Source organism: Amycolatopsis sp. GA6-003, from assembly GCF_046267895.1.
Taxonomy (GTDB): Bacteria; Actinomycetota; Actinomycetes; order Mycobacteriales; family Pseudonocardiaceae; genus Amycolatopsis.
Map to the genome: position 1 here is coordinate 8,637,972 of NZ_CP176499.1, position 25,439 is coordinate 8,663,410.

26 protein-coding genes are annotated in these 25,439 nt (G+C 71.7%); 14 read left to right on the forward strand and 12 right to left on the reverse strand.

Annotated features, from left to right (window positions below; translation table 11 throughout):
* Nucleotides 1-5: 5 nt before the first annotated feature.
* A complete protein-coding gene (locus F9C12_RS39090) occupies nt 6-614 on the forward strand; it encodes a CoA transferase subunit B (RefSeq protein ID WP_409467138.1) in 609 nt (202 codons plus the stop codon).
* 86 nt (nt 615-700) lie between these two features.
* Here the strand turns inward: F9C12_RS39090 and fahA are convergent, their stop codons facing one another.
* The 9 genes from fahA to F9C12_RS39135 form a co-directional block, all read right to left on the reverse strand.
* Complete coding sequence (gene fahA, locus F9C12_RS39095) at nt 701-1,870, reverse strand: fumarylacetoacetase (RefSeq protein WP_409463803.1); 1,170 nt, start codon at nt 1,868-1,870, stop codon at nt 701-703.
* Nucleotides 1,867-2,724 carry a hypothetical protein gene (locus tag F9C12_RS39100; protein ID WP_409467139.1) on the reverse strand — a complete coding sequence of 286 codons (858 nt, stop codon included), beginning with the start codon at nt 2,722-2,724 and terminating at the stop codon, nt 1,867-1,869. Before F9C12_RS39100 ends, fahA begins: the two co-directional genes overlap by 4 nt.
* A complete protein-coding gene (locus F9C12_RS39105; RefSeq protein WP_409179334.1) occupies nt 2,691-3,890 on the reverse strand; it encodes a homogentisate 1,2-dioxygenase in 1,200 nt (399 codons plus the stop codon). Before F9C12_RS39105 ends, F9C12_RS39100 begins: the two co-directional genes overlap by 34 nt.
* 82 nt (nt 3,891-3,972) lie before the next feature.
* Nucleotides 3,973-4,512 (reverse strand): MarR family winged helix-turn-helix transcriptional regulator, encoded by a 540-nt coding sequence (locus F9C12_RS39110; RefSeq protein ID WP_409179335.1) that lies wholly within the window; start codon nt 4,510-4,512, stop codon nt 3,973-3,975.
* Nucleotides 4,513-4,555: 43 nt separating this feature from the next.
* Entirely contained in the window at nt 4,556-5,881 is a 1,326-nt protein-coding gene (locus F9C12_RS39115) for an MFS transporter (protein WP_409179336.1), read from the reverse strand.
* 135 nt (nt 5,882-6,016) lie between these two features.
* Entirely contained in the window at nt 6,017-7,423 is a 1,407-nt protein-coding gene (locus F9C12_RS39120) for an FAD-dependent oxidoreductase (RefSeq protein ID WP_409463804.1), read from the reverse strand.
* Nucleotides 7,420-8,214, reverse strand: coding sequence for an SDR family NAD(P)-dependent oxidoreductase (locus F9C12_RS39125; RefSeq protein WP_409463805.1), 795 nt, complete (start codon nt 8,212-8,214; stop codon nt 7,420-7,422). Before F9C12_RS39125 ends, F9C12_RS39120 begins: the two co-directional genes overlap by 4 nt.
* Nucleotides 8,207-9,052 carry an SDR family NAD(P)-dependent oxidoreductase gene (locus F9C12_RS39130; RefSeq protein ID WP_409463806.1) on the reverse strand — a complete coding sequence of 282 codons (846 nt, stop codon included), beginning with the start codon at nt 9,050-9,052 and terminating at the stop codon, nt 8,207-8,209. Before F9C12_RS39130 ends, F9C12_RS39125 begins: the two co-directional genes overlap by 8 nt.
* 86 nt (nt 9,053-9,138) lie before the next feature.
* The gene (locus F9C12_RS39135) at nt 9,139-9,558 is read right to left on the reverse strand and encodes a nuclear transport factor 2 family protein (protein ID WP_409179340.1); all 420 of its coding nucleotides are present in this window, start codon (nt 9,556-9,558) and stop codon (nt 9,139-9,141) included.
* A 117-nt stretch (nt 9,559-9,675) separates the two neighbouring features.
* On the opposite strand from F9C12_RS39135, the gene F9C12_RS39140 reads away from it, so the two are divergent.
* Nucleotides 9,676-10,353: an IclR family transcriptional regulator gene (locus F9C12_RS39140; protein ID WP_409179341.1), complete on the forward strand. Its 678-nt coding sequence runs from the start codon at nt 9,676-9,678 to the stop codon at nt 10,351-10,353.
* Nucleotides 10,354-10,590: 237 nt separating this feature from the next.
* On the opposite strand, the gene F9C12_RS39145 is transcribed toward F9C12_RS39140, so the two are convergent.
* Nucleotides 10,591-11,241, reverse strand: a complete 651-nt coding sequence (locus tag F9C12_RS39145) for a response regulator (protein ID WP_409179342.1) — start codon at nt 11,239-11,241, stop codon at nt 10,591-10,593.
* Complete coding sequence (locus F9C12_RS39150) at nt 11,238-12,440, reverse strand: sensor histidine kinase (protein ID WP_409467140.1); 1,203 nt, start codon at nt 12,438-12,440, stop codon at nt 11,238-11,240. Before F9C12_RS39150 ends, F9C12_RS39145 begins: the two co-directional genes overlap by 4 nt.
* Before the next feature lie 178 nt (nt 12,441-12,618).
* On the opposite strand from F9C12_RS39150, the gene F9C12_RS39155 reads away from it, so the two are divergent.
* The 5 genes from F9C12_RS39155 to F9C12_RS39175 all read left to right on the forward strand — a co-directional run bounded on the left by F9C12_RS39155 (nt 12,619) and on the right by F9C12_RS39175 (nt 17,265).
* Nucleotides 12,619-14,058 (forward strand): ArnT family glycosyltransferase, encoded by a 1,440-nt coding sequence (locus F9C12_RS39155; protein WP_409463807.1) that lies wholly within the window; start codon nt 12,619-12,621, stop codon nt 14,056-14,058.
* Nucleotides 14,055-14,684: a GPP34 family phosphoprotein gene (locus tag F9C12_RS39160; RefSeq protein ID WP_409463808.1), complete on the forward strand. Its 630-nt coding sequence runs from the start codon at nt 14,055-14,057 to the stop codon at nt 14,682-14,684. Before F9C12_RS39155 ends, F9C12_RS39160 begins: the two co-directional genes overlap by 4 nt.
* 73 nt (nt 14,685-14,757) lie before the next feature.
* On the forward strand, nt 14,758-15,522 hold the full coding sequence (locus F9C12_RS39165; protein ID WP_409463809.1) for an isocitrate lyase/phosphoenolpyruvate mutase family protein: 765 nt from the start codon (nt 14,758-14,760) through the stop codon (nt 15,520-15,522).
* 10 nt (nt 15,523-15,532) lie between these two features.
* Entirely contained in the window at nt 15,533-16,555 is a 1,023-nt protein-coding gene (locus tag F9C12_RS39170; RefSeq protein WP_409463810.1) for an aminotransferase class V-fold PLP-dependent enzyme, read from the forward strand.
* Between the two features lie 32 nt (nt 16,556-16,587).
* Nucleotides 16,588-17,265 carry a hypothetical protein gene (locus F9C12_RS39175; protein ID WP_409179347.1) on the forward strand — a complete coding sequence of 226 codons (678 nt, stop codon included), beginning with the start codon at nt 16,588-16,590 and terminating at the stop codon, nt 17,263-17,265.
* A gap of 254 nt (nt 17,266-17,519) precedes the next feature.
* Here F9C12_RS39175 and F9C12_RS39180 read toward each other — a convergent pair whose 3' ends face one another.
* A complete protein-coding gene (locus tag F9C12_RS39180; protein ID WP_409463811.1) occupies nt 17,520-18,440 on the reverse strand; it encodes a ferritin-like domain-containing protein in 921 nt (306 codons plus the stop codon).
* Nucleotides 18,441-18,551: 111 nt separating this feature from the next.
* On the opposite strand from F9C12_RS39180, the gene rimP reads away from it, so the two are divergent.
* The 7 genes from rimP (at nt 18,552) to F9C12_RS39215 (ending at nt 25,379) form a co-directional block, all read left to right on the forward strand.
* Entirely contained in the window at nt 18,552-19,085 is a 534-nt protein-coding gene (gene rimP, locus F9C12_RS39185) for a ribosome maturation factor RimP (protein ID WP_409179349.1), read from the forward strand.
* On the forward strand, nt 19,082-20,140 hold the full coding sequence (gene nusA / locus F9C12_RS39190) for a transcription termination factor NusA (RefSeq protein WP_409179350.1): 1,059 nt from the start codon (nt 19,082-19,084) through the stop codon (nt 20,138-20,140). Before rimP ends, nusA begins: the two co-directional genes overlap by 4 nt.
* An 89-nt stretch (nt 20,141-20,229) precedes the next feature.
* On the forward strand, nt 20,230-20,532 hold the full coding sequence (locus F9C12_RS39195; protein WP_409179351.1) for a YlxR family protein: 303 nt from the start codon (nt 20,230-20,232) through the stop codon (nt 20,530-20,532).
* Between the two features lie 89 nt (nt 20,533-20,621).
* Nucleotides 20,622-23,576: a translation initiation factor IF-2 gene (infB, locus tag F9C12_RS39200; protein ID WP_409186953.1), complete on the forward strand. Its 2,955-nt coding sequence runs from the start codon at nt 20,622-20,624 to the stop codon at nt 23,574-23,576.
* A 163-nt stretch (nt 23,577-23,739) separates the two neighbouring features.
* A complete protein-coding gene (locus F9C12_RS39205; protein ID WP_037812533.1) occupies nt 23,740-24,033 on the forward strand; it encodes a DUF503 domain-containing protein in 294 nt (97 codons plus the stop codon).
* Between the two features lie 34 nt (nt 24,034-24,067).
* Nucleotides 24,068-24,541, forward strand: coding sequence for a 30S ribosome-binding factor RbfA (gene rbfA / locus F9C12_RS39210; protein ID WP_409179352.1), 474 nt, complete (start codon nt 24,068-24,070; stop codon nt 24,539-24,541).
* Between the two features lie 4 nt (nt 24,542-24,545).
* Nucleotides 24,546-25,379 (forward strand): alpha/beta hydrolase, encoded by an 834-nt coding sequence (locus F9C12_RS39215; RefSeq protein WP_409463812.1) that lies wholly within the window; start codon nt 24,546-24,548, stop codon nt 25,377-25,379.
* The last annotated feature ends 60 nt before the right edge of the window (nt 25,380-25,439 follow it).

Sequence of the window (25,439 nt, forward strand, 5' to 3'; positions counted from 1 at the left end):
AGGAAATGGCCAAGATCGGGGCTCGCGAGCTCCGGGACGGCGATTACGTGAACCTCGGGATCGGGATTCCCACCCAGGTGGCGAACCACATTCCGGACGGGGTGCAGGTGACGCTGCACAGCGAGAACGGGATTCTCGGGCTGGGGCCGTTTCCCTGGGAGGGCGAGGAAGACCCGGACCTGGTGAACGCCGGGAAGCAGACGGTCACTTTGCAGCCCGGGGCCAGTTTGTTCGATTCCGCGGAGTCGTTCGCGATGATTCGCGGCGGGCACATCGATCTGGCGCTGCTCGGGGCGTTGCAGGTGGGGGCCAACGGGGATCTGGCGAACTGGACTGTTCCCGGCGCGCTGGTCAAGGGAATGGGCGGGGCGATGGATTTGGTCGCCGGGGCTCGCCGGGTGGTGATCATCACCGATCACACCGCGAAGGACGGGACGCCCAAGATCGTCGAGAAGTGCACTCTGCCGCTGACCGGGGCCGGAGTGGTGAATCGGATCATCACCAATTTGGCTGTGCTGGATGTGACGGACGACGGGCTGAAGCTGGTCGAGCTTGCGCCTGGGGTTTCCCTTGACGAGGTGCGGGAGAAGACGGGGGCTCCGGTCGCGGAGTAAGCGGCGGGCTGGGTGCGCGGGTCGTGAGCGGCAATCCCGGTTCTAACCGGGATTGCCGCTCACGAGGCCTCGGCTGGGCGGTGGGGCTACTGCGCGGGGAGGATGCGGCCCCGGACCTCGCCGAAGCCCAGTTTCGCGCCGCTGCTCGCGGTGGCCTCGCCGGTGATGACGACCTCGTCCCCGTCCTGGAGGAAGGTCCGGGATTCGCCGTTGACGGTCACCGGGTCCCGGCCGCCCCAGGAGAGTTCCAGGAACGAGCCGCGTTCCGCCGGTTCCGCTCCGGAGATCGTGCCCGAACCGTAGAGATCGCCGGTGCGGGCGGAGGCGCCGTTGACGGTCAGGTGCGCCAGCATCTGCGCGGGCGACCAGTACATCTCCCGGTACGGCGGGCGGGCCACCTCCTGGCCGTTCCACTCCACCGCGAGCGTGATGTCCAGGCCCCACGGCGACGTTTCCCGCAGGTAGGGCAGCGGTTCCGGCGACGTCTGGCCGGGCAGCGGCACCCGGGCCTCGGCCAGCGCCAGGATCGGGACCACCCACGGCGAGATCGACGTCGCGAAGCTCTTGCCCAGGTTCGGGCCCAGCGGCACGTACTCCCAGGCCTGGATGTCGCGGGCGGACCAGTCGTTCAGCAGGACCGCGCCGAAAACGTGGCGCGGGAAGTCGTCCGGCGGGATCGGCGTGTGGGGCGGAGTGCCCGCGCCGACGACGAAGCCCAGCTCCGCCTCGATGTCCAGGCGGGTGCTCGGGCCGAAGACCGGGCCGTCCTCGCCCTTGCGCTGGCCGCTCGGGCGGACCACGTCGGTGCCGGACACGTAGACCGTGCCGGAGCGGCCGTGGTAGCCGACCGGGAGGTGTTTCCAGTTGGGCAGCAACGGTTCCGCGTCCGGACGGAACAATCGGCCGACGTTCGACGCGTGGTGTTCCGAGGCGTAGAAGTCGACGTAGTCGGCGACTTCGATGGGCAGGTGCAGTTCGACGTCGGCGACCGCGTGCACCGCTTCGGCGGGCACCTCGCCGGTCACCAGCGACTGCAGCCGCGTGCGGACCTCGACCCAGCGGTCGTAACCCTGCGCCATGAAGGCGTTCAGCGTCGGCTCGGCGAACACCGCGTCGCCGAGCACGATCGACAGGTCCAGCACGTGCTCGCCCACGCGCACGCCCACCCGGGGGCTGCCGCCGCCTGCCGAGAAGACGCCGTACGGCAGGTTTTCGACGCCGAACGGGGAGCCGGCGGGAATGTCGAGCACGGTCATGCGGTGGCTCCGATCAGGCCTAGGTCTGTCAGTTCGGTGAGCGGGTCGGTGATGCTGCAGGTCCCGAACGAGGTGAACTGCGCACGGGCCGCGGCCAGGCGTTCCGGAGCCAGCGCGCGAATCCGGTCGGCGACGGACTGGGCATCGCGTTCCGCAAGCAGCGCAACGACTTCCTCGTCCCCGGCGCCGCGGTCGACCGCCTCGGCGGCGAGCAAGAGATTGAGGAAGCCGTGCTGTTCGAAGCCCGTGTGGGGGTCGGTGTTGCGGATCGCGTGGTGCAGGCCCGCGGTTGCCTTGAACGGCACGCCCGCTTCGGCGGCGGCGCGGATCGCGGCGGCGAGTTCGGCTTCGTCCGGGTAGTACTCGGCCGAGGTGCCGCCGGTGCGGAACTTCGCCTTGTACGGAGTGCCGGAAAGCGCTTGCAGCAACGGGACCCGGCGTTCGTCGCGCGGGATCTCCACGGCGACCGGGACCGGGCAACCGTCCACTGCGGACAGGAACTCGGCGACGCCCATTCCTTGCGGCACCGCGATTTCCAGCGATTCGACCGACACCGGCAGTCCGTCGACGGCCTTGAGCACGCCGGCGATCCCGTCCGGCCCGGCGGGCAGCGTCACGGTGAGCGGCAGGGCGGTCTCCCGGCCCGCGACGACCTCGGCCAGTTCGGCCAGCCCGGAGGCCGCGACGACCAGCGGGCCGACCATCGCGGCGTACTCGGCGGAGGCGTGCCGGTCGTGCGCGGCGACGGCGTCCGGCAGCGGGGCGAGGCCGGGCGGGAAGACCGCCGCGTCGTCCAGCAGGCCCCGGGTCAATGCGTCGGTCACGACTGCGGTCCCCGTCCTGCCCAGGTCCAGGCGTAGCCGGGATCGTCGCTCGCGTGGCCGCCCTCGCCGATCTCCAGCGGGCGGAACGTGTCGACCATGACCGCCAGCTCGTCGAAGAACTCCGCGCCGATCGAGCGTTCCACCGCGCCCGGCTGCGGGCCGTGGCTGTGCCCGCCGGGGTGCAGGCTGATCGAGCCCTGGCCGATGCCGGAGCCCTTGCGCGCCTCGTAGTTCCCGCCGCAGTAGAACATCACCTCGTCGGAGTCCACATTGGAGTGATAGTACGGCACCGGGATCGAGAGCGGGTGGTAGTCGACCTTGCGCGGCACGAAATTGCAGATGACGAAGTTGTTGCCCTCGAAGACCTGGTGCACGGGCGGCGGCTGGTGCACGCGGCCGGTGATGGGCTCGAAATCGGAGATGTTGAACGTGTACGGGTAGAGGCAGCCGTCCCAGCCGACCACGTCGAACGGGTGCGTCGGGTACACGTAACGCGTGCCGACGACGCCGCGCGAGCCGCGGTGCTTCACCAGGACCTCGACGTCGGTGCCTTCGACGAGCAGCGGTTCGGCCGGGCCGTGCAGGTCGCGTTCGCAGTAGGGCGCGTGCTCCAGCAACTGGCCGTACCGCGACAGGTAGCGCTTCGGCGGCGCGATGTGCGAGTTCGCCTCGATCACGTAGGCGCGCAACGGTTCCGTGCCCTTCGGCACCCAGCGGTGCGTGGTGGCGCGGGGGAGGATCACGTAGTCGCCGGTGCGGGCGGGCAACGCGCCGAAGACCGTCTCCACGACCGCTTCGCCGGACTCGACGTACACGCATTCGTCGCCGATCGCGTTGCGGTACAACGGAGAAGCCTCGCCGGCGGCGACGTAGGAAATGCGCACGTCGCCGTTGCCGAGCACGAGCCGGCGGTTGTTGACGACGTCCGCGCTCTTCCACTCCTGGCCGGGGAACAGCGTGTGCAGCTTGAGGTGCAGCGGCTTGAGCGGCCGGTTCTCGGTGAGCGTCTGGTCCGGCAGCTCCCACGGCGTCGCGTCCACGATCGCCGACGGGATGCCGCGGTGGTAGAGCAGCGACGAGTCGGAGGAGAAGCCCTCTTCGCCCATCAGCTCCTCGGAATAGAGCCCGCCTTCGGGCGTGCGGTGCTGGGTGTGCCGCTTAGGCGGGATGCTGCCCGCGCTGCGGTAGTAGGCCATGGGTCGCCTCCTCGGCGCGAAGTAATCAAAGTATGTACTACTTTCCGGCCAGCGTAGTCCACGAGCTGGCCGGGGGAAAGGGTCAGCGCCGGGTCGCGAACCCGGCCCGGCCGGAGATGAGCTTGTCCAGCAGCAGCACCAGCACGCGCTGTTCGGCCTCGGTGAGCACCTCGACCCACCCGGCCTCGCGTTCGTTCTGCGCCTCGAACACCTCGAGCATCTCGGCGTGCCCGGCCTCGGTGAGCGAAAGCCGCACCGAACGGCCGTCCGTCTCGCCCGGCGTCCGCGTCAGCAACCCCTCGCTGACCAGGGTTTTCGCCAGATTCGACACCGCCGCCCGGCTCATCCCGGCCAGCCGCGCGGCGGCGGACGGCTCGAGCGGCCCGGCCAGCCACACCACGAACAGCACCCGGAACGCCGACCACGACCGCCCGCGCGGCCGGTGCACGGCGGATTCGAGGTCGTAGGTGACCAGGTTCGACGCCCGGTTCAGCGTCAGCAGCACCTCGGTCGCGAGCTGGTGGCGGAACCCGAATTCCTCGGACAGCCTGCGGTTGGCCAGCGCGATGAACGACCAGAAGTCGAGCGAGTCCGGGTCCGGCGGCGCGGCGGGGTCCTGCATGGACAGCACTGTAGCCGCGCCGCCGGGATAATCAAACTCGAAACTACTTCTTCCCGCGGGCGCCGGCGTCGCGCGGCACCTTCAGGAACGCCAGCATCGCCGCGGCGACCACCAGGCAGCCGATCGGGAAGTACAGCCCGATCGTCACGTCGCTTTCGGTGGCCGCGAGCCCGATCGCGTACGGCCCGAAGAACCCGCCGAGCGCGGCGATCGAGTTGATCGCGGCCAGGCCGACCGCCGTGTGCTCCTTCGACAGCACCCGCGCGGCCATCGCCCAGTACGGCGCGAGATAGCCGAGCACGCCGATCGCCGCCAGCGAGAGGCTGATCAGCGACAGTGCCGGCACGGTCTTGAACTGCATCGCGCCGAAGAACCCGAGCGCCGCGACCAGCACGGTGCCGATCACGTGGCCCTTGCGCTCGCCGGTGCGGTCGGAGTTGCGGGCGAGCAGCAGCATGCCGGCCGCGCCGACGACGTACGGGATCGCGCCGAGCAGGCCGATGTTGGTGGAGGAGTACTTCGGGTCGAGCTGCTTCACGATCAGCGGCAGGAAGAACGTCAGCCCGTACAGGCCGCAGGCGATGAAGAGGTTGGAAATCGCCAGCAGCAGCACCTTGCCGTCGCGCACCGCGCGCAGCTGGCCGAGGAAGGTTTCCTTCTCCTCCGGCACGTACTCGCGGTCGATCTCGGCCTGCAGCCAGGAGCTTTCCTCGGCGGTCAGGAACTTCGCGTCGGCGGGCTTGTTCGGCAGGTAGAAGAAGGTGAGCAGGCCGATCAGCACGGCGGGCGCGCCCTGCAGGATGAACACCCACTGCCAGCTGCTCATGCCGAACCAGTGCACGTGGTCGAGGATCCAGCCGCCGAACAGGCTGCCGGCGATCAGCGCGATCGGCTGCGCGAGCGCGAGCGTCGCGATGGCCCGGCCGCGTTCCTTGCCGCGGAACCAGAAGGTCAAGTACAGCAGCAGCCCGGGGAACAGGCCCGCCTCGGCGATGCCGAGCAGGATCCGCGCGATCATCAGGTGCGTCACGCTCGCGACGAACCCGGTCAGCACGGTCACGATGCCCCAGCTGACCGCGATCCGGCTGAGCCACAGCCGGGCCCCGACCTTCTTCATGATCATGTTGCTGGGGACCTCGAACACCACGTAGGCGAGGAAGAAGATCGCCGACGCGACGCCGAACGTCGCGGCCGTGATGGTGAGTTCCTTGGCCATGCCGAGCTGGGCGTAGCCGATGTTCGCCCGGTCCATGTAGTTGAAGATGTAGAGCAGCAGGACGATCGGCATGACGCGGACGCCGACCTTGCGCACGGTGCGTCTGGCCAGCGGGGAATCCGCCGTGGTGGCGGCTGCGGCGGGGACGGACATGGGGTTCTCCTCGACGGTGAGCAGTACTGTGGTGATCGTTGCCGTTCCGGCCACAGCCGCGGCCTAATGGCCTTGCGGCAAAGGTTGCGTCCCGAGGGGCGGCCTTCTTGTGGCTGGATTGGCAATTCGGTCGGATCAGGCAGCGGCGGAACGGCCGGCGATGCGGCCCATGGTGACGGCGTTGGCGACCGCGTTGCCGCCGCCGACGTAGCGGAAGCCGAGCACTCCGGCCCCGGCCTCGCCGGCGGCGAACAGCCCGGGCACGCGTTCGCCGCGGACGTCCAGCACCGCCGCGCCGGAATCGATCTCCAGCCCGGCGTGCGTGCAGACCAGTTCGGCGGGCAGCGTGCGGGCGGCGAAAAACGGTCCGGTGGCGATTTTCGCGGGCGGTTCGGTCGCGCCCTTGGCGGACAGCGTTTCGTGCCGCAGGAACTCCGGGTCCTCGCCGGCGGGGAGCTGGGCGTTCCATCTGTCCACAGTGGCCTGGAGGGCGGCGGCGGGCACGTTCATCTTGCCCGCCAGCTCCTCCAGGGTGCCGGCCCGGAGGGTGCGGCCGGCGTCCGCTTCGGACAGTACGTGGTCGGCATTCCAATGCGCATAGCCCGGCGGAAGGTCGCGGCGCGCTCGGTCGTCGAAGACCATCCACACTGGACTGTCCTGCGCGGAGATGATGCCGCTGGACACCGCGTAGGAGGCGTCTTCGTCCATGAACCGGCGGCCGTGCGCGTTCACCAGCACGCGCGAGCGCGGCGGGAAACCGGACTGCCAGTGGTGCAGGCGCTGGAAATACGCGGTCGGCAGCAGCAATCCCCAGCCCTCGCCGGTGATCGACGCGGACACCTGCTCGCCGAACGCGAAGTGGTCGCCCCGGGAGCCGGGCGCGGCGACGACGAACAGATCCTCGCCCGCCGCGTCCGCGTCCGGGTAGTACCGCGAGCGCAGTGCCGGATCCTGGGCGAACCCGCCGCTGGTCACGATCACCGAATTCGCGCGGACCTCGATGCCGTCCGCGACCACGCCGGCGACCCGGCCGTCCTCCACGAGCAGCCGTTCGACACGGGTGTTCAGCACCGCTTCGGCCCCGGCTTTGCGACGCGCGCGGTCGAGCACCTGGACGAGGCCGTAACCCTGGTCCTTCGGCACGTGCCCGCGCCAGACGTCCTCGACGCCCGCCCGGGTCAGGCCCGGCGTGTGCGCGTCGTGCGACACCTTCGCCGGGATTTCCGCGCCGAGCCCGATCAGCCATTCGACGGCGGGCCCGGCCTCGCGGCAGAAAGTCTTGAGCAGACCGGGTTTCAGCCGCCACTGGTTGAGGTCGAGGTAGTGCTGGAAGAATCGCTCCGGCGTGTCCTCGATGCCCAGTTCGCGCTGGACGCTCGTGCCGGCCGCGGTGAGCATGCCCGCGGACAGCTGGGTCGAGCCGCCGAGTTCCTTCTCCGACTCGAACAGCAGCACCGAGGCGCCGTGCTCGGCCGCGGACACCGCCGCGGCCAGGCCCGCGCCGCCCCCGCCGATCACCACGACGTCCGTGTCGACGCTCATCCGAGATCACCTCCGGTTTCGGCGAGAATGCGATGGTAGAGACCGTTCGAGACGAGACCGCCGTCCACCGTGACCTCGCTCCCGGTCAGATACGTGGACCGGTCCGACAATAGGAACAGCACCGTGTCGGTGATTTCCTGCGGGTCGGCCATCCTTCCGGCGGGCACACTGTCCACAGCGGACTTGACGAACGCGTCCGCTCCGGCCAGCAGCCCGGTGTCGACCAGTCCGGGATGGACGGAGTTGACCCGGATCCGCCACTTCGCGAAATTGCCCGCGGCGGACTTCGACAATCCGGTCAGCCCCCATTTGCTCGCCGAGTAGGCGGGGGAGAAGTAGCCGATCTGGCCGGAGATCGACGAGATGTTCACGATCGAACCGCCGCCCGAATCGCGCATCAGCGGCGCGGCCGCGCGCATCCCGTGGAACGGGCCGGAAAGGTTCACCGCGAGCACCCGGTCCCAGACCTCGGCGGTGGTGTCCTGGAATTCCAGCCGCCGCGAGATCCCGGCGTTGTTCACGAGCCCGCCGAGCGAACCGTGCTCGGCGCGGATCCGGTCGAGCACGCGAGTCCACTGTGCTGGTTCGACGACGTCCAAGGGGTACGGGGTCGCCGCGCCGCCCGCCGCGCGGATCTCGTCCGCGATTTCGTCCGCCCCGGCGAAATCCGCGACGCAGACGTGCACGCCGCGTTCGCCGAGCGCGCGGGCGTGCTGCGCGCCCATCCCGTTCGCCGCGCCCGTCACGAGCACGACGTCCGGGTAGCGCACGGCTTCGGTGGCGTCAGACATGCCGGGAGCCGCCGTCGACCGCGAGGCTGTGCCCGGTCACGTACCGCGAGCTGTCCGAAAGCAGGAACAGCAGCACGCCGCACACCTCTTCCGGCGAGCCGATCCGGTGCAGCGGCACCGCGTCGAGCGCCTTCGCCAGCGCGGGCGCGTCGTCCTGGATCCAGCGCGTCATCTCGGTGTCGATGTAGCCCGGCGCGATGGCGTTGACCCGGATGCCCTGGTCGCCGAGCTCCACCGCGAGCGATTCGGTGAGGTGCGCGACCGCGGCCTTCGAACTGCAGTACGCCGCGCGGCCCTTGCGCACGCGGACCGCGGACACCGACGCCATGTTGACGATCGCGCTGCCCGGTTCCATCCGCGCGGCCGCGGCCTGCGCGCCGAACAGCACGCCCTCGACGTTCACCGCAAGCGTCGAGCGGATCTGCTCCGGGGTGATGTCCGGGACCTCGGCGTAGGGGAAGATCCCGGCGTTGTTGACCCAGAAGTCGATGCGGCCGAACTCGTCGACCGCGCGCTGGGCGAGCGCGACGTGGTCCTGCGCGCGGGTGACGTCCAAAGCGGACGCGACGATCCGGCCCGGTTTGTCCTCGATGGACTCGGCGGCCAGCGCGGCGGTCAGCTCGTCGGCGGTGGCGGTCATCGCGGCGGCGTCGAGGTCGCCGCCCACCACGTGCACCCCGCGGGTGGCGAGAGCGGCCGCGAACCGCGCGCCCATGCCGCGCGCCGCGCCGGTGACCACGGCGACCTTGCCCGGCATCTCCGGGTACCGCGCGGTCGCGGGCTGGTGCAGCACCCGGCCGGGGCCGGAGGGGGTGAGAGGGGGAAGGGGGGTGGGCATGGGGGGCTCCTCGTGAAGGTGGGGGGCGGGTTGGGTGTCGTGAGTGTTTATGCCGCTTAGAACCGGGATGAACACTCACGACGTGGTCAGGGCTCGCGGTGCACGGTGCGGCGGCGCACGCGCCAGCCTTCCGCGGTGCGCACGAGTTCGTCGTCCAGCACGGTGAGCCGGTGCAGCCGCGGGGAACCGCCTTCCGGCGTCCCGACGATCTGCAGATAAGCCAGCGCTCGCAAGGCATCCTCGGACTGTCCGGTTTGGACTTCCACTGTGGACACCACGTGCCGCAGCCGTTCGCCGGACTCGACGCATCCGGCGTGGAACCGCTCGGCGAACGCGGTCAGCGCGGCGGCGCCCACGGCGGGTTCCGGATAGCTGGGCGAGACGAACTCCCCGTCCGCGGTGAACGTGGCGGCCCAGCGCGCGGCCTGCCCGGAGTCGATGGCGTGGCTCTGGCGGCCGTAGAGCTGATGCACCGCCAGCACGTCCTCGACGGGGACTTCGCCCATGTCCTCAACCTCGATCCGCAGGGAGTTGCCGGGAGCGGCAAACGTGCTATATTCGCACGCACCGTGCGATATGAAGGAACAGTAGGTCGCCGGACAAGCTGTCGTCAAGGGAGTCGTGTGTCCGAATCGGGGACGTCGAAGACGCTGAGCCACGGGCTTCAGGTGCTGGAGCTGCTGGTGGAGCATCCGCAGGGGCTCACGATGACCGAGATCGCCGAGGGGATCGGCGTGCACCGCACGGTCGCGCACCGGCTGGTGCGCACGCTGGAGGCGCACCACCTCTGCCGCCGCGACCGGTTCAAGCGGATCTCGCTCGGCGCCGGTCTCGTGCGCCTGGCCGAGCCGGTGGAACAGGACCTGCGCACGCTCGCGCGCCCGGTGCTGGAGGAGCTTTCGGACGCCGGCCGCGCGTCGGCGCACCTGGTGGTCCGCGAAAACGCCGAGCAGGTGCGGATGCTGATGATCGTGGAACCGCGCCAGGCCCGGATGCACGTGTCGTTCCGCAGCGGCCAGCTGGACCCGATCGGCCGCGGCTCGGCCGGGCTCGCGCTGCTCGCGGCGGAACCGCCGGTGGAAGGCGAACGCGAGGAGATCACCCGCGCCCGGGCCCGCGGCTACGCGGTGTCGGTGGGGGAGATCGCGCCGGGAATCACCGGGATCTCCGCGGTGGTGCCGACCGGCCGCGACACCCCGGGCACGAGCATCGGGCTGTCGCTGTTCGAGGCCCCGGACCCGGACGAACTGGGCCGCTTGGTGGTGGCGTCAGCGCAGCGGCTGGGCTCGTTGCTGAAATGACCTGACGGCCGACGAGCCCGGCCTCTTCGTGCGGCCGGGCAGCGATGTCCGCTTGGGACCGCGCGACCCATCGGCGCGCGGCAACCCGGTGTGCCGGTCCGAGCTGGGCCGGTTGCGGCCTAACGGCCGACGAGCCCGGCCTCTTCGTGCGGCCGGGCAGCGATGTCCGCTTCGGACCGCGCGACCCATCGGCGCGCGGCACCCGGTGTGCCCGTCCGAGCTGGGCCGGTTGGCGACCTAACGGCCGACGAGCCCCGCCTCGTGCGCCAGCAGCCCGGCCTGCGTCCGGTTCGTGCAGTCGAGCTTCACCAGCATCCGCGACACGTAGCTCTTCACCGTCGCCTCCGCCAGGTGCAGCCGCCCGGCGATGTCCGCATTGGACAGTCCCTCGCCCAGGCACGCCAGCACTTCCCGCTCCCGTTCGGTCAACCCGGCGGTCCGGCGGCGGGCTTCGTCGTCGCGGCGCTGGCCGTCCGCCGACAAGGCGACCAGCCGTCGCGCGGCCGACGGCGACAGCACGGTGTGCCCGTCCGCCGCCACGCGCACGAGGCCGATCAGGTCCTCCGGCGGCGTCGACTTCACCAGGAACCCGGCCGCGCCCGCGCGGAGGGCGCGGATGACGTAGGTGTCCGCGTCGAACGTCGTCAGCGCGACGACCGCGGGCGGTTCCGGCAGCGCGCAGATCCGCTCGATCGCGGCCAGCCCGTCCACGCCGGGCATCCGCAGGTCCATCAGCACCACCGCGGGCCGGTGCCGGACCACTTCCTCGACCGCCTCCGCGCCGTCCCGCGCCTGCGCGACTACCTCGATGTCGCCGGCCGAGCCGAGGATCGTGCGCAGGTGCGCGCACACCATCGGCTCGTCGTCGGCCACCACGACCGTGATCACCGGGCAGCACCTTCCGTGGTCGGGACGTAGGCGGGCAGTATGGCACCGATCTTGAACCCGCCGCCGGGCAGCGGCCCCGCCTCGAAGGTCCCGCCGACGAGTTCGACCCGCTGGCGCAGCCCGCTCAGCCCCGCGCCGGAGCCGGTGCCCGCGAGCGCCGCGTCCGGCGGCCGGGTCGCGGGAGTGTTGGCGACCGCCACGTCCAGTCCTCCCGGGTGATAGCGCAGCGAAACCGTCGCCGAGCAGCCCGGCGCGTGCTTGCGGATGTTGGTCAGCGCCTCCTGCACCACGCGGTACGCGGTGCGCGCGACGGTCGGCGACACCGACGTCCGGTCGCCGGTCACGGAAAGCTCGGTCGCGATCCCGACCGCCACCGATTCGGCGACCAGGTCCGCCACCTCGCCCGGCAGCGGCGGATTCGGCACCGGCGGCTCGATCCCGGTGCCGTTGCGCAGCACCCCGACGAGGTCGCGCAGCTCGTCCAGCGCGTGCGCCCCCTCGCGCCGGATGTCCTCGGCGGCCGATTTCACCGCCGGGTCCGGCGACGTCACGCCGAGCGCGCCCGCGTGCAGCACCATCAGGCTCAACCGGTGCGTGACGACGTCGTGCATCTCGCTCGCCAGCCGCCGCCGCTCGGCCGCCAGCGCCTGTTCGGCGAGCAGATGCTGCTCGCGTTCCGCCCGTTCGGCCCGGTCGCGCAGCGAACTCAGCAACTGCCGCCGCGCCTCGAAATACAGCGCGATCGCCACCGGCAGCGCGGTGCTCAGCAAGCCGAACGGCGTCGTGTTCCAGGCCGGATTCCACGGTCGCGTCGCCAGCAGCGCGAGGAATCCGGCGATCCACAGCACCCGGCGCCGGTCGAGCTGCCGGACGAGCTGCGCCAGCACGATCGGCGTGATCGTGGGGACGGTCATCAGCGTCGGCTGGCTGGTCGGCACGAGCAGGCCGGGGGAGAAGAGGTCGGACGCCAGCATCGCCAGCGAGGCCGCGATCAGCAGACCGGCCACGCCGTTCGGGAAGCGCGCCAGGAGAAGCAGGGACGCGTCGCAGACGACTTCGAGCACGAGCGCCGCGTACGGCCCGAGGAAACCGGTGGTGGGCCCGGAGGCGAGGAAAAGCCCGAAGTCGAGGCAGGCGAACACCAGCGCGGTGCCGCCCAGCCAGAGCCAGTCGGTCGACCGCGGCCACGGACGGCGCATGCTGGTCACCCGGCCACGGTATCCGGTCGTTCGCCCGGCCGCGCCCGATCCGCACCGCCCGGGCGGGACGGCTGCCGCCGAAAGTTGCGGACGCGCCGGAACTGATCCACTTTCGTCGCTGCGAGTCGCTACCGAGCACGCTTACGCCGCACCCGCCCGGCGCGGTGGACTCGGCGCCATGACGAGCGAAGGAATCCCGCGGTTCGCCCGGCTGCCGGTGCTGGCGGTCGCGGCGGCCGCCGTCGCGCTGCTGGCGGCGACGAGCACCCGGTACGCGCACGGATTCGACGAGCTGTACTTCCTCGTGGCCGGTCGAGATCACCTGACCTGGGGGTATTTCGACCAGCCGCCGCTCGTCCCGCTGCTGGCCGGCACGCTCGACCAGTGGTTCCCCGGTTCGCTGTTCGCGCTGCGGCTGCCGATGGCGCTGGCGGCCGGGGCCGGGGTGGTCGTGACCGCGCTGACCGCCCGCGAACTCGGCGGCGGTCGCGGGGCGCAGGCGATGGCGGCCGGGGCGTATGCGACTTCAGGGCTGATCGTCATCAGCCACTGGGTCGCCACATACGCGCTGGACCCGTTCTTCTGGACGCTCGTGGTGTTCCTGCTCGTGCGCTGGACCCGGACCCGGCGCGACGGCCTGCTCGTCTGGGCCGGAGTGGTCACCGCGGTGTCGCTGCAGACGAAATTCCTGATCCCCGCGCTGTGGGCGGCGGTGCTGGGGTCCGCGCTCGTCCTCGGACCGCGTCAGCTGGTGTCCCGGCCGAAACTGTGGCTGGGCGCGTTGATCGCCGTCGTGGTCACGCTGCCGACGCTGTTCTGGCAAGCCGCGCACGGCTGGGCCTACGCGCGGATGAGCGAGGTCGTCGCGGCCGAATTCCCCGGCTACCTCGCCTTCGCGCGCGACGGTCTGCTCGGCGCGGGAATGGGCATCGGCGTGCTGGCGCTGCTGTACGGGATGTGGCGGCTGTTCCGTTCTCCGGACTTGGCGCCGTACCGGTACCTCGCGGTGGCGCTGCTGCTGGTCGTCGCAGTGATCGTCGGGACGCACGGCCGCTCGTACTATTTGATGAGCCTGTATTCGCTGCCGTTCGCCGCCGCCGCGACGGAGCTTTCCCGGCGGAATCTGGTGCGGTGGTGGAAAATCCCGGCGGGAATCGCGTTCGCGCTTTCGGCCGCGGTCACCATTGCCGGGCTTCCGGTGTGGCCCGCGTCGATGAAAGCCACCTCGTTCGGCCCGTTTCCGCTCGGGACGGTGTTCGCGGCCGGGGAGACCGCGCAGCAGCAGCTGGCGGACGGCGTCGGGCAGGCGTATCGGTCGCTGCCCGAGGGAGTGCGCCGGGAAACCGCGGTATACGGGGAAATCTACCCGTTCGCCGCGGCCGTGGAATACTACGGGCCGCGGTACGGGATCGACGATGTCTACAGTGGACACCGAGGCTACTGGTACTTCGACCGGCCGCCGGATTCCGCGAGGAACGTGCTTTTCGCGGGCTTCGACCCGGCGTTGCTGCGCCCGTACTTCTCCTCGGTGACTGAAGTGGTGCCCGGACTGATGTGGCTGTACACCGGGCGGAAGCAATCCTGGGAAACGATCTGGCCAGAGGTGAAGAAACAATGAGCGATTCCTTGCCCGCGCGAGCGTACTTCCTCGCCTGCGACCCCGGCGGCGGCCCGGTCTCCCGCCGTTCCCGCGCGGCCCTGCTGGTCCGCGCCGCCGCGATGACCGACCTGGTGCTGCGCGGCAATCTGCGCGACCAGCGCGGCCAAGCCGAACCGACCGGCGCGGAACCGACCGGCGACCTCCTGCTCGACGATCTGCTCGCCGACCTCCGCTCGCACAAGCCGGCCTCGTGGCGAGCGCTGCTGCGCCGCGGAAAGAACGACACGCTGCAGTCGCTGGAAACGCAACTCTCCGCGGCGGGTCTGCTCGAAGAGGGCAGCAGTTCTTTCTTGCATCGCAAGGTTTTGGCGCCTTCAGACCCGGCGCGAGTCCGCGACGCGCACGCCCGGCTCGATCACGCCCTGGCCGCCCCGCTGTCCGAAGTGGACGCCTCGACCGCCGCGCTGGCCACCCTGGCCGCCGCCTCCGGAGCCGGGATGTCCCGCTCGGACGCGCGCCGGCACAGCGACCGGCTGAAGGAACTGGAGAAGCTCGCCGGACCAGTGGTTCCCGCGCTGCGCAATGCCGTGGCGGGACGGCGCGCGGCACGGATCGCGGCGTTCTCCGGCGGTTCCGGAGGCTGAGCCGCCGGCTAGCCGAGGGGGCTGGCCGACGGTTCGGCCGCGGCCGAACCGCGGACCTCGTACCGTGGCGGACATGACTTCCTTCGCCGCGCTCCACGTCCCGGGCCGTCCGCTGTTGCTGCCGAACGTCTGGGAGTTCGGCTTCGCCGCCGCGCTCGCCGACGCGGGCCATCCGGCGGTCGGCACCACCAGCCTCGGCGTTTCGGCGGCGGCCGGGTTCGCCGACGGCGCCCCGGCCTCCCGCGCCGCCACCGTCGCGCTGGCGAAATCGCTGGCCCCGCTGGACATCCTGGTCAGCGTCGACCTCGCCGACGGGTTCAGCGCCGACGCGGGAGAAGTGGCGGACCTCGTCGCCGAGCTCGCCGACGCCGGGGTCGTCGGCGTCAACCTGGAGGACGGCCGAGGCGACGCTCTCGCTCCGATCGTCGTCCAGGCCGCGCTGCTGGCCAAGGTGCGCGAACGGGCGCCGGGCATGTTCCTCAACGCCCGCACCGACACGCATTGGCTCGGCGCCGGCCCGGTGGCGGACGCCGTCACCCGGGCCCGTGCATACGCCGACGCTGGCGCCGACTGCGTCTTCGTCCCCGGCCTGCACGATCCCGCGGACGTGACGGAGCTGGTCGAAGCGGTCGACGTGCCGGTGAACCTCCTGTACCCGCCCGGCAAGGCCACTTTCTCCGAATTGGCTTCCCTGGGCGTCGCGCGGGTCAGTCTCGGCTCAACCCCTTACCGCGTAGCGCTTTCCGCCGCACTGGCCACAGTGGACTCCGTCCGGGAAGAGACCGAGCTGCCGCTGAACCCGCCGTCGTACGGTGATGTCACGGCATTGCTGCCCTAACCTGGGAGACATGATCTTCGGAGGAAACACCGACTTCGCTGTCCCCGCCGGATACCTCAACACCCCCAGCATCGGAATCCCGCCCGCGCCCGTCGCCGACGCGGTCGAGGCCGCGGTCGGCCGGTGGCGCACCGGCAAGGACGCCCCGTCGGACTTCGACGAGCCGGTAGCCCGCTCGCGCGGCGGATTCGCGCGGCTCGCCGGGGTCCCGGCGGAACGGGTGGCGATCGGCGCGTCGGTGTCGCAGCTGGCCGCGAACGTCGCCGCCGGGCTGGCCCCGGACGCCCGCGTGCTGGTCGCCGAGGGCGAATTCACCAGCGTCACGTTCCCGTTCGCGCAGCGGGCGAACGTCACCGAAGCGCCGCTCGCCAAGCTGGCGCAGCACGTCGAAGGCCACGACCTCGTCGCGGTCAGCCTCGCGCAGTCCGCCGACGGCGCGCTGCTCGACACCGCCGCGCTGCGAGCCGCCTCCGAAGCCGCGGACGTGCCGGTCCTGATCGACGTCACGCAAGCCGCGGGCTGGCTCCCGCTGGACGTCGCGTGGGCGGACTGGATCGTCTGCGCGGGCTACAAATGGCTGTTCTCGCCGCGCGGCTGCGCCTGGCTCGCGGTGCATCCGCGGGCGCACGAACGGACCCGCCCGGTCGCTGCGAACTGGTACGCCGGCGACGACCCGTGGTCCTCGGTCTACGGAATGCCGCTGCGCCTGGCCGGAAACGCGCGCGCGTTCGACCTTTCGCCGGTGTGGCTCTCGCACGTCGGCGCAGCGGAAGCTTTCGACTACCTCGCGTCACTCGACCTCGCCGCGGTGCGCGACCACAACGTCGGCCTGGCCAATTCCCTGCGCGCCGCGGCCGGACTGGAACCCCAGGGAAGCGCCATCGTGGCACTGGACGCCGACCCCGCGCGGATCGCCGAAGCCGGGATCGTCGCGAGCGTCCGCAACGGGCGGATCCGCGTCGGTTTCCACCTTTACAACGGCCCTGACGACGTCGAACGCGTTCTCGCCGCACTGGGCGCGGCGTCTGGCTGAAGGCCGGCGAGGGGGTGAACTACGGTGTTCGCGTGTCCCATCCGCACTTCACCCCCGGCGCCCCCGGCCCGTCGGACACGGCCCCGATCCCGGCCGTGCCCGCGCGCCCGGGCCCGCCGCCGCCCGGGCCGTCGCGCAACCGCGCCCTGCTGCTGCGCGGCGCCGGTCTCGTGGCGATCGCCGTCGTGGCCGGGCTCGTCTGGTACCTGATCCGGCACGACAGCACGCCGGAACAGCCGGTCGCCGAATCCCCGGCGACCACCGCGAAGCCCGCGTTCGACTACAAACTGGCCGAAGGCCCGGTCAAGGCGACCGACTGCGCCGCCAACGCCTACTCCGGCGCCAAGAAGTTCTTCCAGGACAACCAGTGCAAGTCCCTGGCGCGGGCGCTGTACACGGTGCAGGCGGGGGACGCGAAGGCGCTGGTGTCGGTGGTGCTGGTGACGATGCCGGACGCGGCGAAGGCGACGGAGCTGAAGGAACTCACCGACCGGGACGGCACCGGCAACGTGAGCGACCTGGTCCGCGACGGCACCTTCCACGACACCGACGCCCCGAAGCTGAGCGGCAACGAGGCCGAGTACGAATCGAAGGCCAACGGCCCCGAGGTGACGATCGTGCTGACCGATTTCTACTACGGCCACCACGACAAACCGCTGCTCAGCCGGATCGCGAAGAACGCGTTGACGCTGTCGGGCAAGCTCCGCTGAGACTGCTTTCGAACGCGCAGGCCGGGGTGGTCCGGCCTGCACGTTTTTGCTAGGAGGCTGCCCGGGGAGGGCGACGGCGGCTTCCGCCCGCTTCCTGCCGCCCCACGCCCGGTGTCGCCGCGGCTGCTGTGCCCTGACTCCGCATCTCGCGCAGGACGCCTGCGACCGCTGCAGGTCGTGCGCGAGCAGCGGGACTGCGCGGTGTCTCGTGAGTGCATATCCCGGTTCTAACCGGGATACGCACTCACGAGCCCCTACGAAGGCTGCCCAGGCAACGCCACCGCAGCGGGCTTCTGCCCGGCCTCCTGCCGCCAAGGCGTCCCGCGCCGAGCCGCCGCGATCACCGCCTGCAGCGCCATCCCGCGCAGCCCCGAATCGTCGGTATGCGTGAGGACCGCGTGCCAAGCCGCCGCGGTATCCGCCTCTGCGCTCGCCACCAGCGCAGCAGCCGAAGCCGTGTCCGTAACCGGCTTAGGCGGCACGTACGCGGCTTCAGGCGCCACCGGCGTCGCCGACACCGAAGTGAGCATCTGCGTCACCGCGTCCCGCCGCGCGGTGTGCTCCGCGCGGCCAGCCTTCACGGCCTCCCCGAAATCACCCGGCAGGAACGCCGTCACCAGCCCGTACACCCACAACGACGCGTGCTCCGCCGCCAGCGCCTTCTGCAGCGAATCCACCGCTTCCTTCGGCACCGACGACGGCGCGGCCGCGGCCTTCGCGTCCGCCCCCGGCCCGAGTTCCGGCGCGACCCGCTGCAGCCCGGCGCATCCGGCGGCCACCGACGCGACGAGCCCGGCCCGGTACGCCGGCAGCGCGGGCACCAGGTCCTCGGCCTGCTTGCGCGCGGCGGCGAGCCGGTCCTTGAACCCGCCGAGGTCCGCGGGCGCGGGCGGGACGTTCACCGCCTGTTTGGGCCGGTTCAGCCGGTCCACCTCGGCCTTCAGCGCGGCCGCCTGCGCGGCTCTGGCGTCGGCGACCTGGCCGGCCGCGTCGCCGCCGGAGGGCAGTTTCCTGGCCGCGGCGGCGTCCGCCTCGGCCATCGCCAGCAGCGGGGCCAGCGGATCGGGGGCGTCGTCGTAGCCGCCCGAGCAGGCGGCGAGCGGCACAGCCGCGGCGACAGTGGCGCTCAGCGCGCCCAGACGCAGCACGGCGCGCCGGGAGAAGTCTGCGGTCACGTCGGCCCATCCTGCCAGGCCGCCCGGGTGCGCCGCCGCTCGCGCGTCTTCGCGGGGGCGCAGGATAAGCTTGGCCTTCACCGACCAACAGGCCGAACAGGAGTGCCCCACGTGCCCAACGAACTCGCCAGCCGGCTGGAGCCGATCGTGGCCGAAGCCGTCACGACCGCGGGTTTCGACCTCGACTCGCTCGAGGTGCAGCAAGCCGGAAGGCGACAGCTGGTGAAGGTGGTCGTCGACTCCGACGACGGCGTCGGGCTGGACGAGGTCGCCGAGGTCAGCCGCACCGTCTCGGCCGCACTCGACGAGAACGAGCACGTGCTGGCGAGCGCCTACACGCTCGAGGTCACCTCGCCGGGCCTCGACCGGCCGCTCACCCAGCAGCGGCACTGGCGGCGCGCCCGGTTCCGCCTCGTCAAGATCACGCCCGTCGAAGGCCCCGCCTATCTCGGCCGCGTCGGGCACGCCGGCGAGAAGAGCGCGCGGGTGCTCGTGGACGGCCGGATCAAGGACGTGCACTACGAGTCCGTCGCGAAGGCCGTGGTGGAAGTCGAATTCAAGCAGCCGCCCGCCGAAGAACTCAAAGCCCTGACCGAAGACAGCGCTGCCGAGGACGACAAGGACAAGAAGGAGGAGTCGAAGTGAACGTGGACATCGCCGCGCTGCGGGCGATCGAACGGGACAAGGACATCCCCTTCGACACGGTCATCGAGGCCATCGAGACCGCGCTGCTCACCGCGTACAAGCACACCGAGGGCCACCAGCCGCACGCCCGCATCGACATCGACCGCAAGACCGGCCTCGTCCGCGTCCTCGCGCACACCCTCGCCGCCGACGGCGAGGTCGACGAGGAATGGGACGACACGCCCGAGGGCTTCGGCCGGATCGCGGCCACCACCGCGCGCCAGGTCATCCTGCAGCGGCTGCGCGACGCCGAGCACGAGAAGACCTACGGCGAGTTCTCCGCCAAGGAGGGCGAGATCGTGGCCGGCGTGGTCCAGCGCGACGCGCGCGCCAACGCCCGCGGCATGGTCGTGATCCAGGTCGGCGACACCGAGGGCGTGCTGCCGCAGGCCGAACAGGTCGCGGGGGAGTCCTACGAGCACGGCACCCGGATCAAGGCGTTCGTGTTCGGCGTGTCGCGCAGCAACCGCGGCCCGCAGATCATGCTGTCGCGCTCGCACCCGAACCTGGTGCGCAAGCTGTTCGCGCTGGAGGTCCCGGAGATCGCCGACGGCACCGTCGAGATCGCCGCGGTCGCCCGCGAGCCGGGGCACCGGTCGAAGATCGCCGTGCGCTCCACCATCCCCGGCGTCAACGCCAAGGGCGCCTGCATCGGCCCGATGGGCGCGCGCGTGCGCAACGTGATGAGCGAGCTGTCCGGCGAGAAGATCGACATCATCGACTGGTCCGACGACCCGGCCAAGTTCGTCGGGAATGCATTGTCGCCCGCGAAGGTTGTTTCGGTACGTGTCGTGGACGAGCGCGCCAAGACGGCGAGGGTCGTCGTGCCGGACTTCCAGCTGTCGCTGGCGATCGGCAAGGAGGGCCAGAACGCCCGCCTCGCCGCCCGCCTCACCGGCTGGCGGATCGACATCCGCAGCGACGCGGCCCCCGCCGAGCCCGCCGGTCCGGCCGAGGGTGAGCAAGACCACGCCGGCCAGGCGCGGCCCGCCGCGGCGACCGGTTCGGCCGACTGAAGGTGCAGGCGCTAGACTCGACAACGGTTCAAGACCCGCGCAGGGCTACTGGGGACACCCCCGACCTCCAGCGTCACCGGCATTCGCCGGTGCGCACGTGCGTCGGCTGCCGGAAACGGGACTTGACCGGCGAACTGCTGCGCGTGGTCGCGGCGGACGGGCGGCTGGTCGTCGACGAACGTCGGCGGCTGCCGGGACGGGGTGCGTGGCTGCACCCCGGGCCGGGCTGCCTGGCCAAAGCCGAGCGGAAGCGGGCGTTCCCGCGGGCCCTCCGGGTCCAGGGCGCGCTCGAGGCCGCGGGGCTGCACGACCACGCGGCGTTCGCCGCGGACGACGACGCCGGGACGAACCCGGGGTCGCGAGATACAAGGAAGCAGGTCGACCCGTCATGAGTCAGCCGTGAAGCTGAAGCCATGAACGCGCGACGGTAAGGACGAGGTCAGCGGGTCTTCCGCCTGGCCTCCCCTAGATGAGGAGAGCTGTGCCAGGCAAGGCCCGCGTACACGAGCTCGCTAAGGAGCTCGGCATCACCAGCAAAGAAGTTCTCGCCAAGCTGAAGGAGCAGGGCGAGTTCGTGAAGTCCGCGTCGTCCACCGTCGAGGCGCCCGTCGCCCGCCGGCTCCGCGACGCGTACCCCGCCAAGGGCGGGAAGAAGCCCGGCCCCACGCCGGGACCGCGCCCGGCCCCGAAGCCGGCCGCTCCGCAGCCGCAGAGCGCCGCTCCGCAGGCCCCGTCCGCTCCGGCGCCCGCGCCGCAGCAGCAGGCCCCGGCCGGGAAGCCGGGCCCGCAGGCCGCCAAGCCGGCGGCCTCCCCGGGCCCCAAGCCCGGCGGTCCCCGCCCCGGTCCGCGCCCGCCCGCACCGGCCCAGCCGGCCCCGGCGCAGGAGGTCCCGGCCGCCAAGGCCGAGCCCGCCGCGCCCAAGCCGGCCCCGAAGCAGCAGGACGCCGCGTCCGCCGGTTCGGTCGTGCCGCCCAAGCCGCAGGGCCCCAAGCCCAGCGGCCCGCGTCCCGGCCCGCGCCCGCCGCGGGTCGGCAACAACCCGTTCGGCGTCGGCTCCGGGTCCCCGGCCCCGCGTCCGCCCGCCCCGCGCCCCGGCCCCGGCCAGGGCGGCGACACCCGTCCCCCGCGTCCGGGCGGCGGCCAGGGCGGCGACACCCGTCCGCCGCGTCCCGGCGGCGGCCAGGGCGGCGGCAACCGGCCGAGCCCGGGCAACATGCCCCCGCGCCCGAACCCCGGCATGATGCCGGGCCGCGCCCGTCCGGCCGGACCGGCAGGCGGCCGAGGCGGTCCCGGCGGCGGCGGTCGTCCCGGTGGCGGCGGCGGCCGTCCGGGCGGCGGTGGCGGCGGCTTCCGCGGCGGTCCCGGCGGCGGCGGCGGTGGCGGCGGCTTCCGTCCCGGAGGCGGCGGTGGCGGCGGTGGCGGCTTCCGTCCGGGCGGCGGCGGTGGCGCCCCGGCCGGCGGCGGCGGTTTCCGCGGCGGCGGCGGTCGCGGCGGCCCGGGCGGCCGCGGCGGCACGGCCGGCGCGTTCGGCCGTCCCGGCGGGCCCTCGCGCAAGGGCCGCAAGTCGAAGCGGCAGAAGCGCCAGGAGTACATGGACAACATGCAGGCGCCCAGCGTCGGCGGCGTCCGCCTGCCCAAGGGGCAGGGCGAGACGATCCGGCTGCCGCGCGGCGCTTCGCTGACCGACTTCGCCGAGAAGATCGACGCCAACCCGGCTTCGCTGGTGCAGGTGCTCTTCCACCTCGGCGAGATGGTCACCGCGACGCAGTCCGTGTCGGACGACATCCTCGAGCTGCTCGGCGGCGAGATGAACTACGTCGTCCAGGTCGTCTCCCCCGAGGAGGAGGACCGCGAGCTGCTCGAGACGTTCGACATCACCTACGGCGAGGACGAGGGCGGCGAGGAGGACCTGCAGGTCCGGCCGCCGGTCGTCACCATCATGGGGCACGTCGACCACGGCAAGACGCGGCTGCTGGACACGATCCGCAAGACGAAGGTCCGCGAGAGCGAGGCCGGCGGGATCACCCAGCACATCGGCGCCTACCAGATCGAGACCGAGCTCGAAGGCGTGCCGCGGCTGATCACCTTCATCGACACCCCGGGTCACGAGGCGTTCACCGCCATGCGTGCCCGAGGCGCGAACTCGACCGACATCGCGGTGATCGTGGTGGCGGCCGACGACGGCGTCATGCCGCAGACGGTGGAGGCGATCAACCACGCGCAGGCCGCGAAGGCCCCGATCGTGGTCGCGATCAACAAGATCGACAAGGAGGGCGCGAACCCGGACAAGATCCGGCAGCAGCTCACCGAGTACAACCTCATCGCCGAGGAATACGGCGGCGACACGATGTTCGTCGAGATCTCCGCACGGGAGAACATCAACATCGACGGGCTTCTCGAGGCGATCCTGCTGACCGCGGACGCGGCTCTGGACCTGCGGGCCAACCCGGACATGGAAGCGCAGGGCGTCGCGATCGAGGCGCACCTCGACCGCGGCCGCGGCCCGGTGGCCACCGTCCTGGTCCAGCGCGGCACGCTGCGCGTCGGCGACTCGGTCGTGGCGGGCGACGCCTACGGCCGCGTCCGCCGGATGGTCGACGAGCACAACGAGGACGTCACCGAGGCGCTGCCCTCGCGTCCGGTCCAGGTCATCGGGTTCACCTCGGTGCCAGGAGCGGGCGACACCTTCCTGGTGGTCGACGAGGACCGCGTCGCCCGGCAGATCGCCGAGCGCCGCTCCGCCCGCACCCGCAACGCGCTCAACGCGTCGCGCCGCAAGCGGGTCAGCCTCGAGGACCTCGACTCCGCCTTGAAGGAGACGAGCAGCCTCAACCTGATCATCAAGGGCGACAACTCGGGTACCGTCGAAGCGCTCGAAGCGGCGCTGCTGCAGCTGGACGTCGGCGAAGACGTCGAACTGCACGTCGTGCACCGCGGCGTCGGCGGCGTGACCGAATCGGACATCGACCTGGCGACCGCGTCCGACGCGATCGTCCTCGGGTTCAACGTCCGGGCGCAGGGCAAGGCGACCGAGCGGGCCACCCGCGAGGGCGTCGACGTGCGCTACTACACGGTCATCTACCAGGCGATCGAGGAGATCGAGCAGGCTCTGAAGGGCATGCTCAAGCCGGAGTACGAAGAGGTCGAACTGGGCCGCGCCGAGGTCCGGGACGTCTTCAAGTCCTCCAAGATCGGCACGATCGCGGGGTGCCTGGTCATGTCCGGCGAGATCCGGCGCAACGCCAAGGCCCGCCTCCTGCGCGACGGCAACGTCATCGCGCAGAACCTGCCGATCAACTCGCTGCGCCGCTTCAAGGACGACGTGGTCGAGGTCCGGGAAGGGTACGAGTGCGGTCTCACGCTGGGCTCGTACAGCGACATCAAGGTCGACGACGTGATCGAGACCTACGAACAGCGGGAGAAGCCTCGCAGCTGAGGCCTCCGTTGGGGGAGGGGCGTGCTCGCAGGCTGCGCTCGCCCCTCCCGCCCTCAGCGTGTTGTGCGGGGTCGAACCCCCGCGCCCCCGCCAGGGGGCAAGCCCCCTGGACCCCCGCGTGGGGTCCAGTCGGGCTGTTCCGTCGAGTTTTGAGGTGACTAGCTTGTTTGTCGGAGCCTTGGAGCTCGACCTGCTGCTCGACGACGTGCATTCGTTGAAGCAGAAACGATCCGTGGTGCGGCCGGTGGTGGCCGAACTGCGGAAACGCTTTTCCGTCTCGGTCGCCGAGGCGGGACATCTGGACCTGCACCGGCGCGCGCTCATCGGCGTCGCCGCGGTCGCCCCCGACGGCGAGCACATCCGGGACGTGCTCGACGCGTGCGAGCGGTTCGCGGCCGGACGGCCCGAGTTCGAACTGCTCTCCGCGCGCCGCCGGCTGCTCGGCCCGGACGACTAGAACACCCGGAAATCCGGAGAAGGAGACCTCAGCCATGGCCGATCCCGCTCGGGCACGCAAGCTCGCCAAGCGGATCTCGCAGATCGTGGCCTCGGCGATCGAACACGACGTCAAGGACCCGCGACTGGGCTCGGTGACCATCACCGACGCCCGCGTCACTGCGGACCTGCACGACGCCACGGTGTACTACACGGTGCTCGGCGAAAGCCTCGACGCGGAGCCGGACTTCGCGAGCGCCGCCGCCGCGCTGGAGGCCGCGCGCGGCGTCCTGCGCACGAAGGTGGGACAGGGCACCGGCGTCCGCTACACCCCGACGCTGACCTTCGTCGCGGACAGCGTCCCGGACGACGCCCGCCGCATCGAAGAACTGCTCGCGAAGGCCCGCGAATCCGACGCCGAGGTGGCGCGCCGCGCGACCGGAGCCCAGCCCGCGGGCGAAGCGGACCCGTACAAGGCCCCTCGGTCCGAAGAGGACGAGGAGCAAGCAGAAGAGGAGACGCGCGGCTGAAGCGATGCGGTCAAAGCCCGGTGTCACGCGACGCGGCCTGCTGCTCGGCGGTGCCGCGGCGCTCGTCTCCGCCTGCACCGGGCGCTCCGCCCCGGTGGTTGCGCCGCCCTCGGCTGCCCCGGCCTCCAGCCCGGCGCCCCTGAAGGCGTCGATCACGATCCACCGCAGGCACTCCGCGGCCCGCGGCCGGGACGTCGACGTCGTGCTGATGACCCCCGACGGCGTCCCCAGCACCGGCCTGCCGGTCTGCGCCGCCCTGCACGGCCGCGGCTCGAACGCCCGCACGTTCCTGGACCTGGACCTGCCCGCGGCCCTCACCGCCGCGGTCCGGTCCGGAACCCCGCCGTTCGCGGTCGCCGCGGTCGACGGCAGCCACTACTGGATGCCCGACGGCGGCGACGACCCGCACCGGATGCTCACCGACGAACTCCCCGGCTGGCTGTCCGAATCGGGCCTCCGCCCGATGACCGGCCTGCTCGGCATCTCGATGGGCGGTTTCGGAGCCCTCGGCCTCGCCCGCCGCCGCCGCGACGTGCGAGCAGTGGCCACCTGCAGCGCGGCCCTGTTCCGCACCTGGCCGGAAGCCCGGTCGCGGCACATCTTCCCGGCGCAGGACGACTGGAAGGCCGCCGAACCGCTCCAGCACGCGGACGAACTCCCGCCCCGGGGCCTCGGCGTGTGGTGCGGCGACGGCGACCCCTTCCTGGCGGCCAACCGGAAACTGATCGCCGAGGCCGGCCCGGAGGTCGCGCGGATCACGCCGGGGGAGCACACCTCGGAGTACTGGCGGGGAATCCTGCCGGAAGTCCTGCGCTTCCTCGGCCCGCGCCTGACGTAGCGGAATCACCGGTTCGGGTGGCCGGGGTTGTGTCGGCAATTGGTAACACCGACCTTTCCC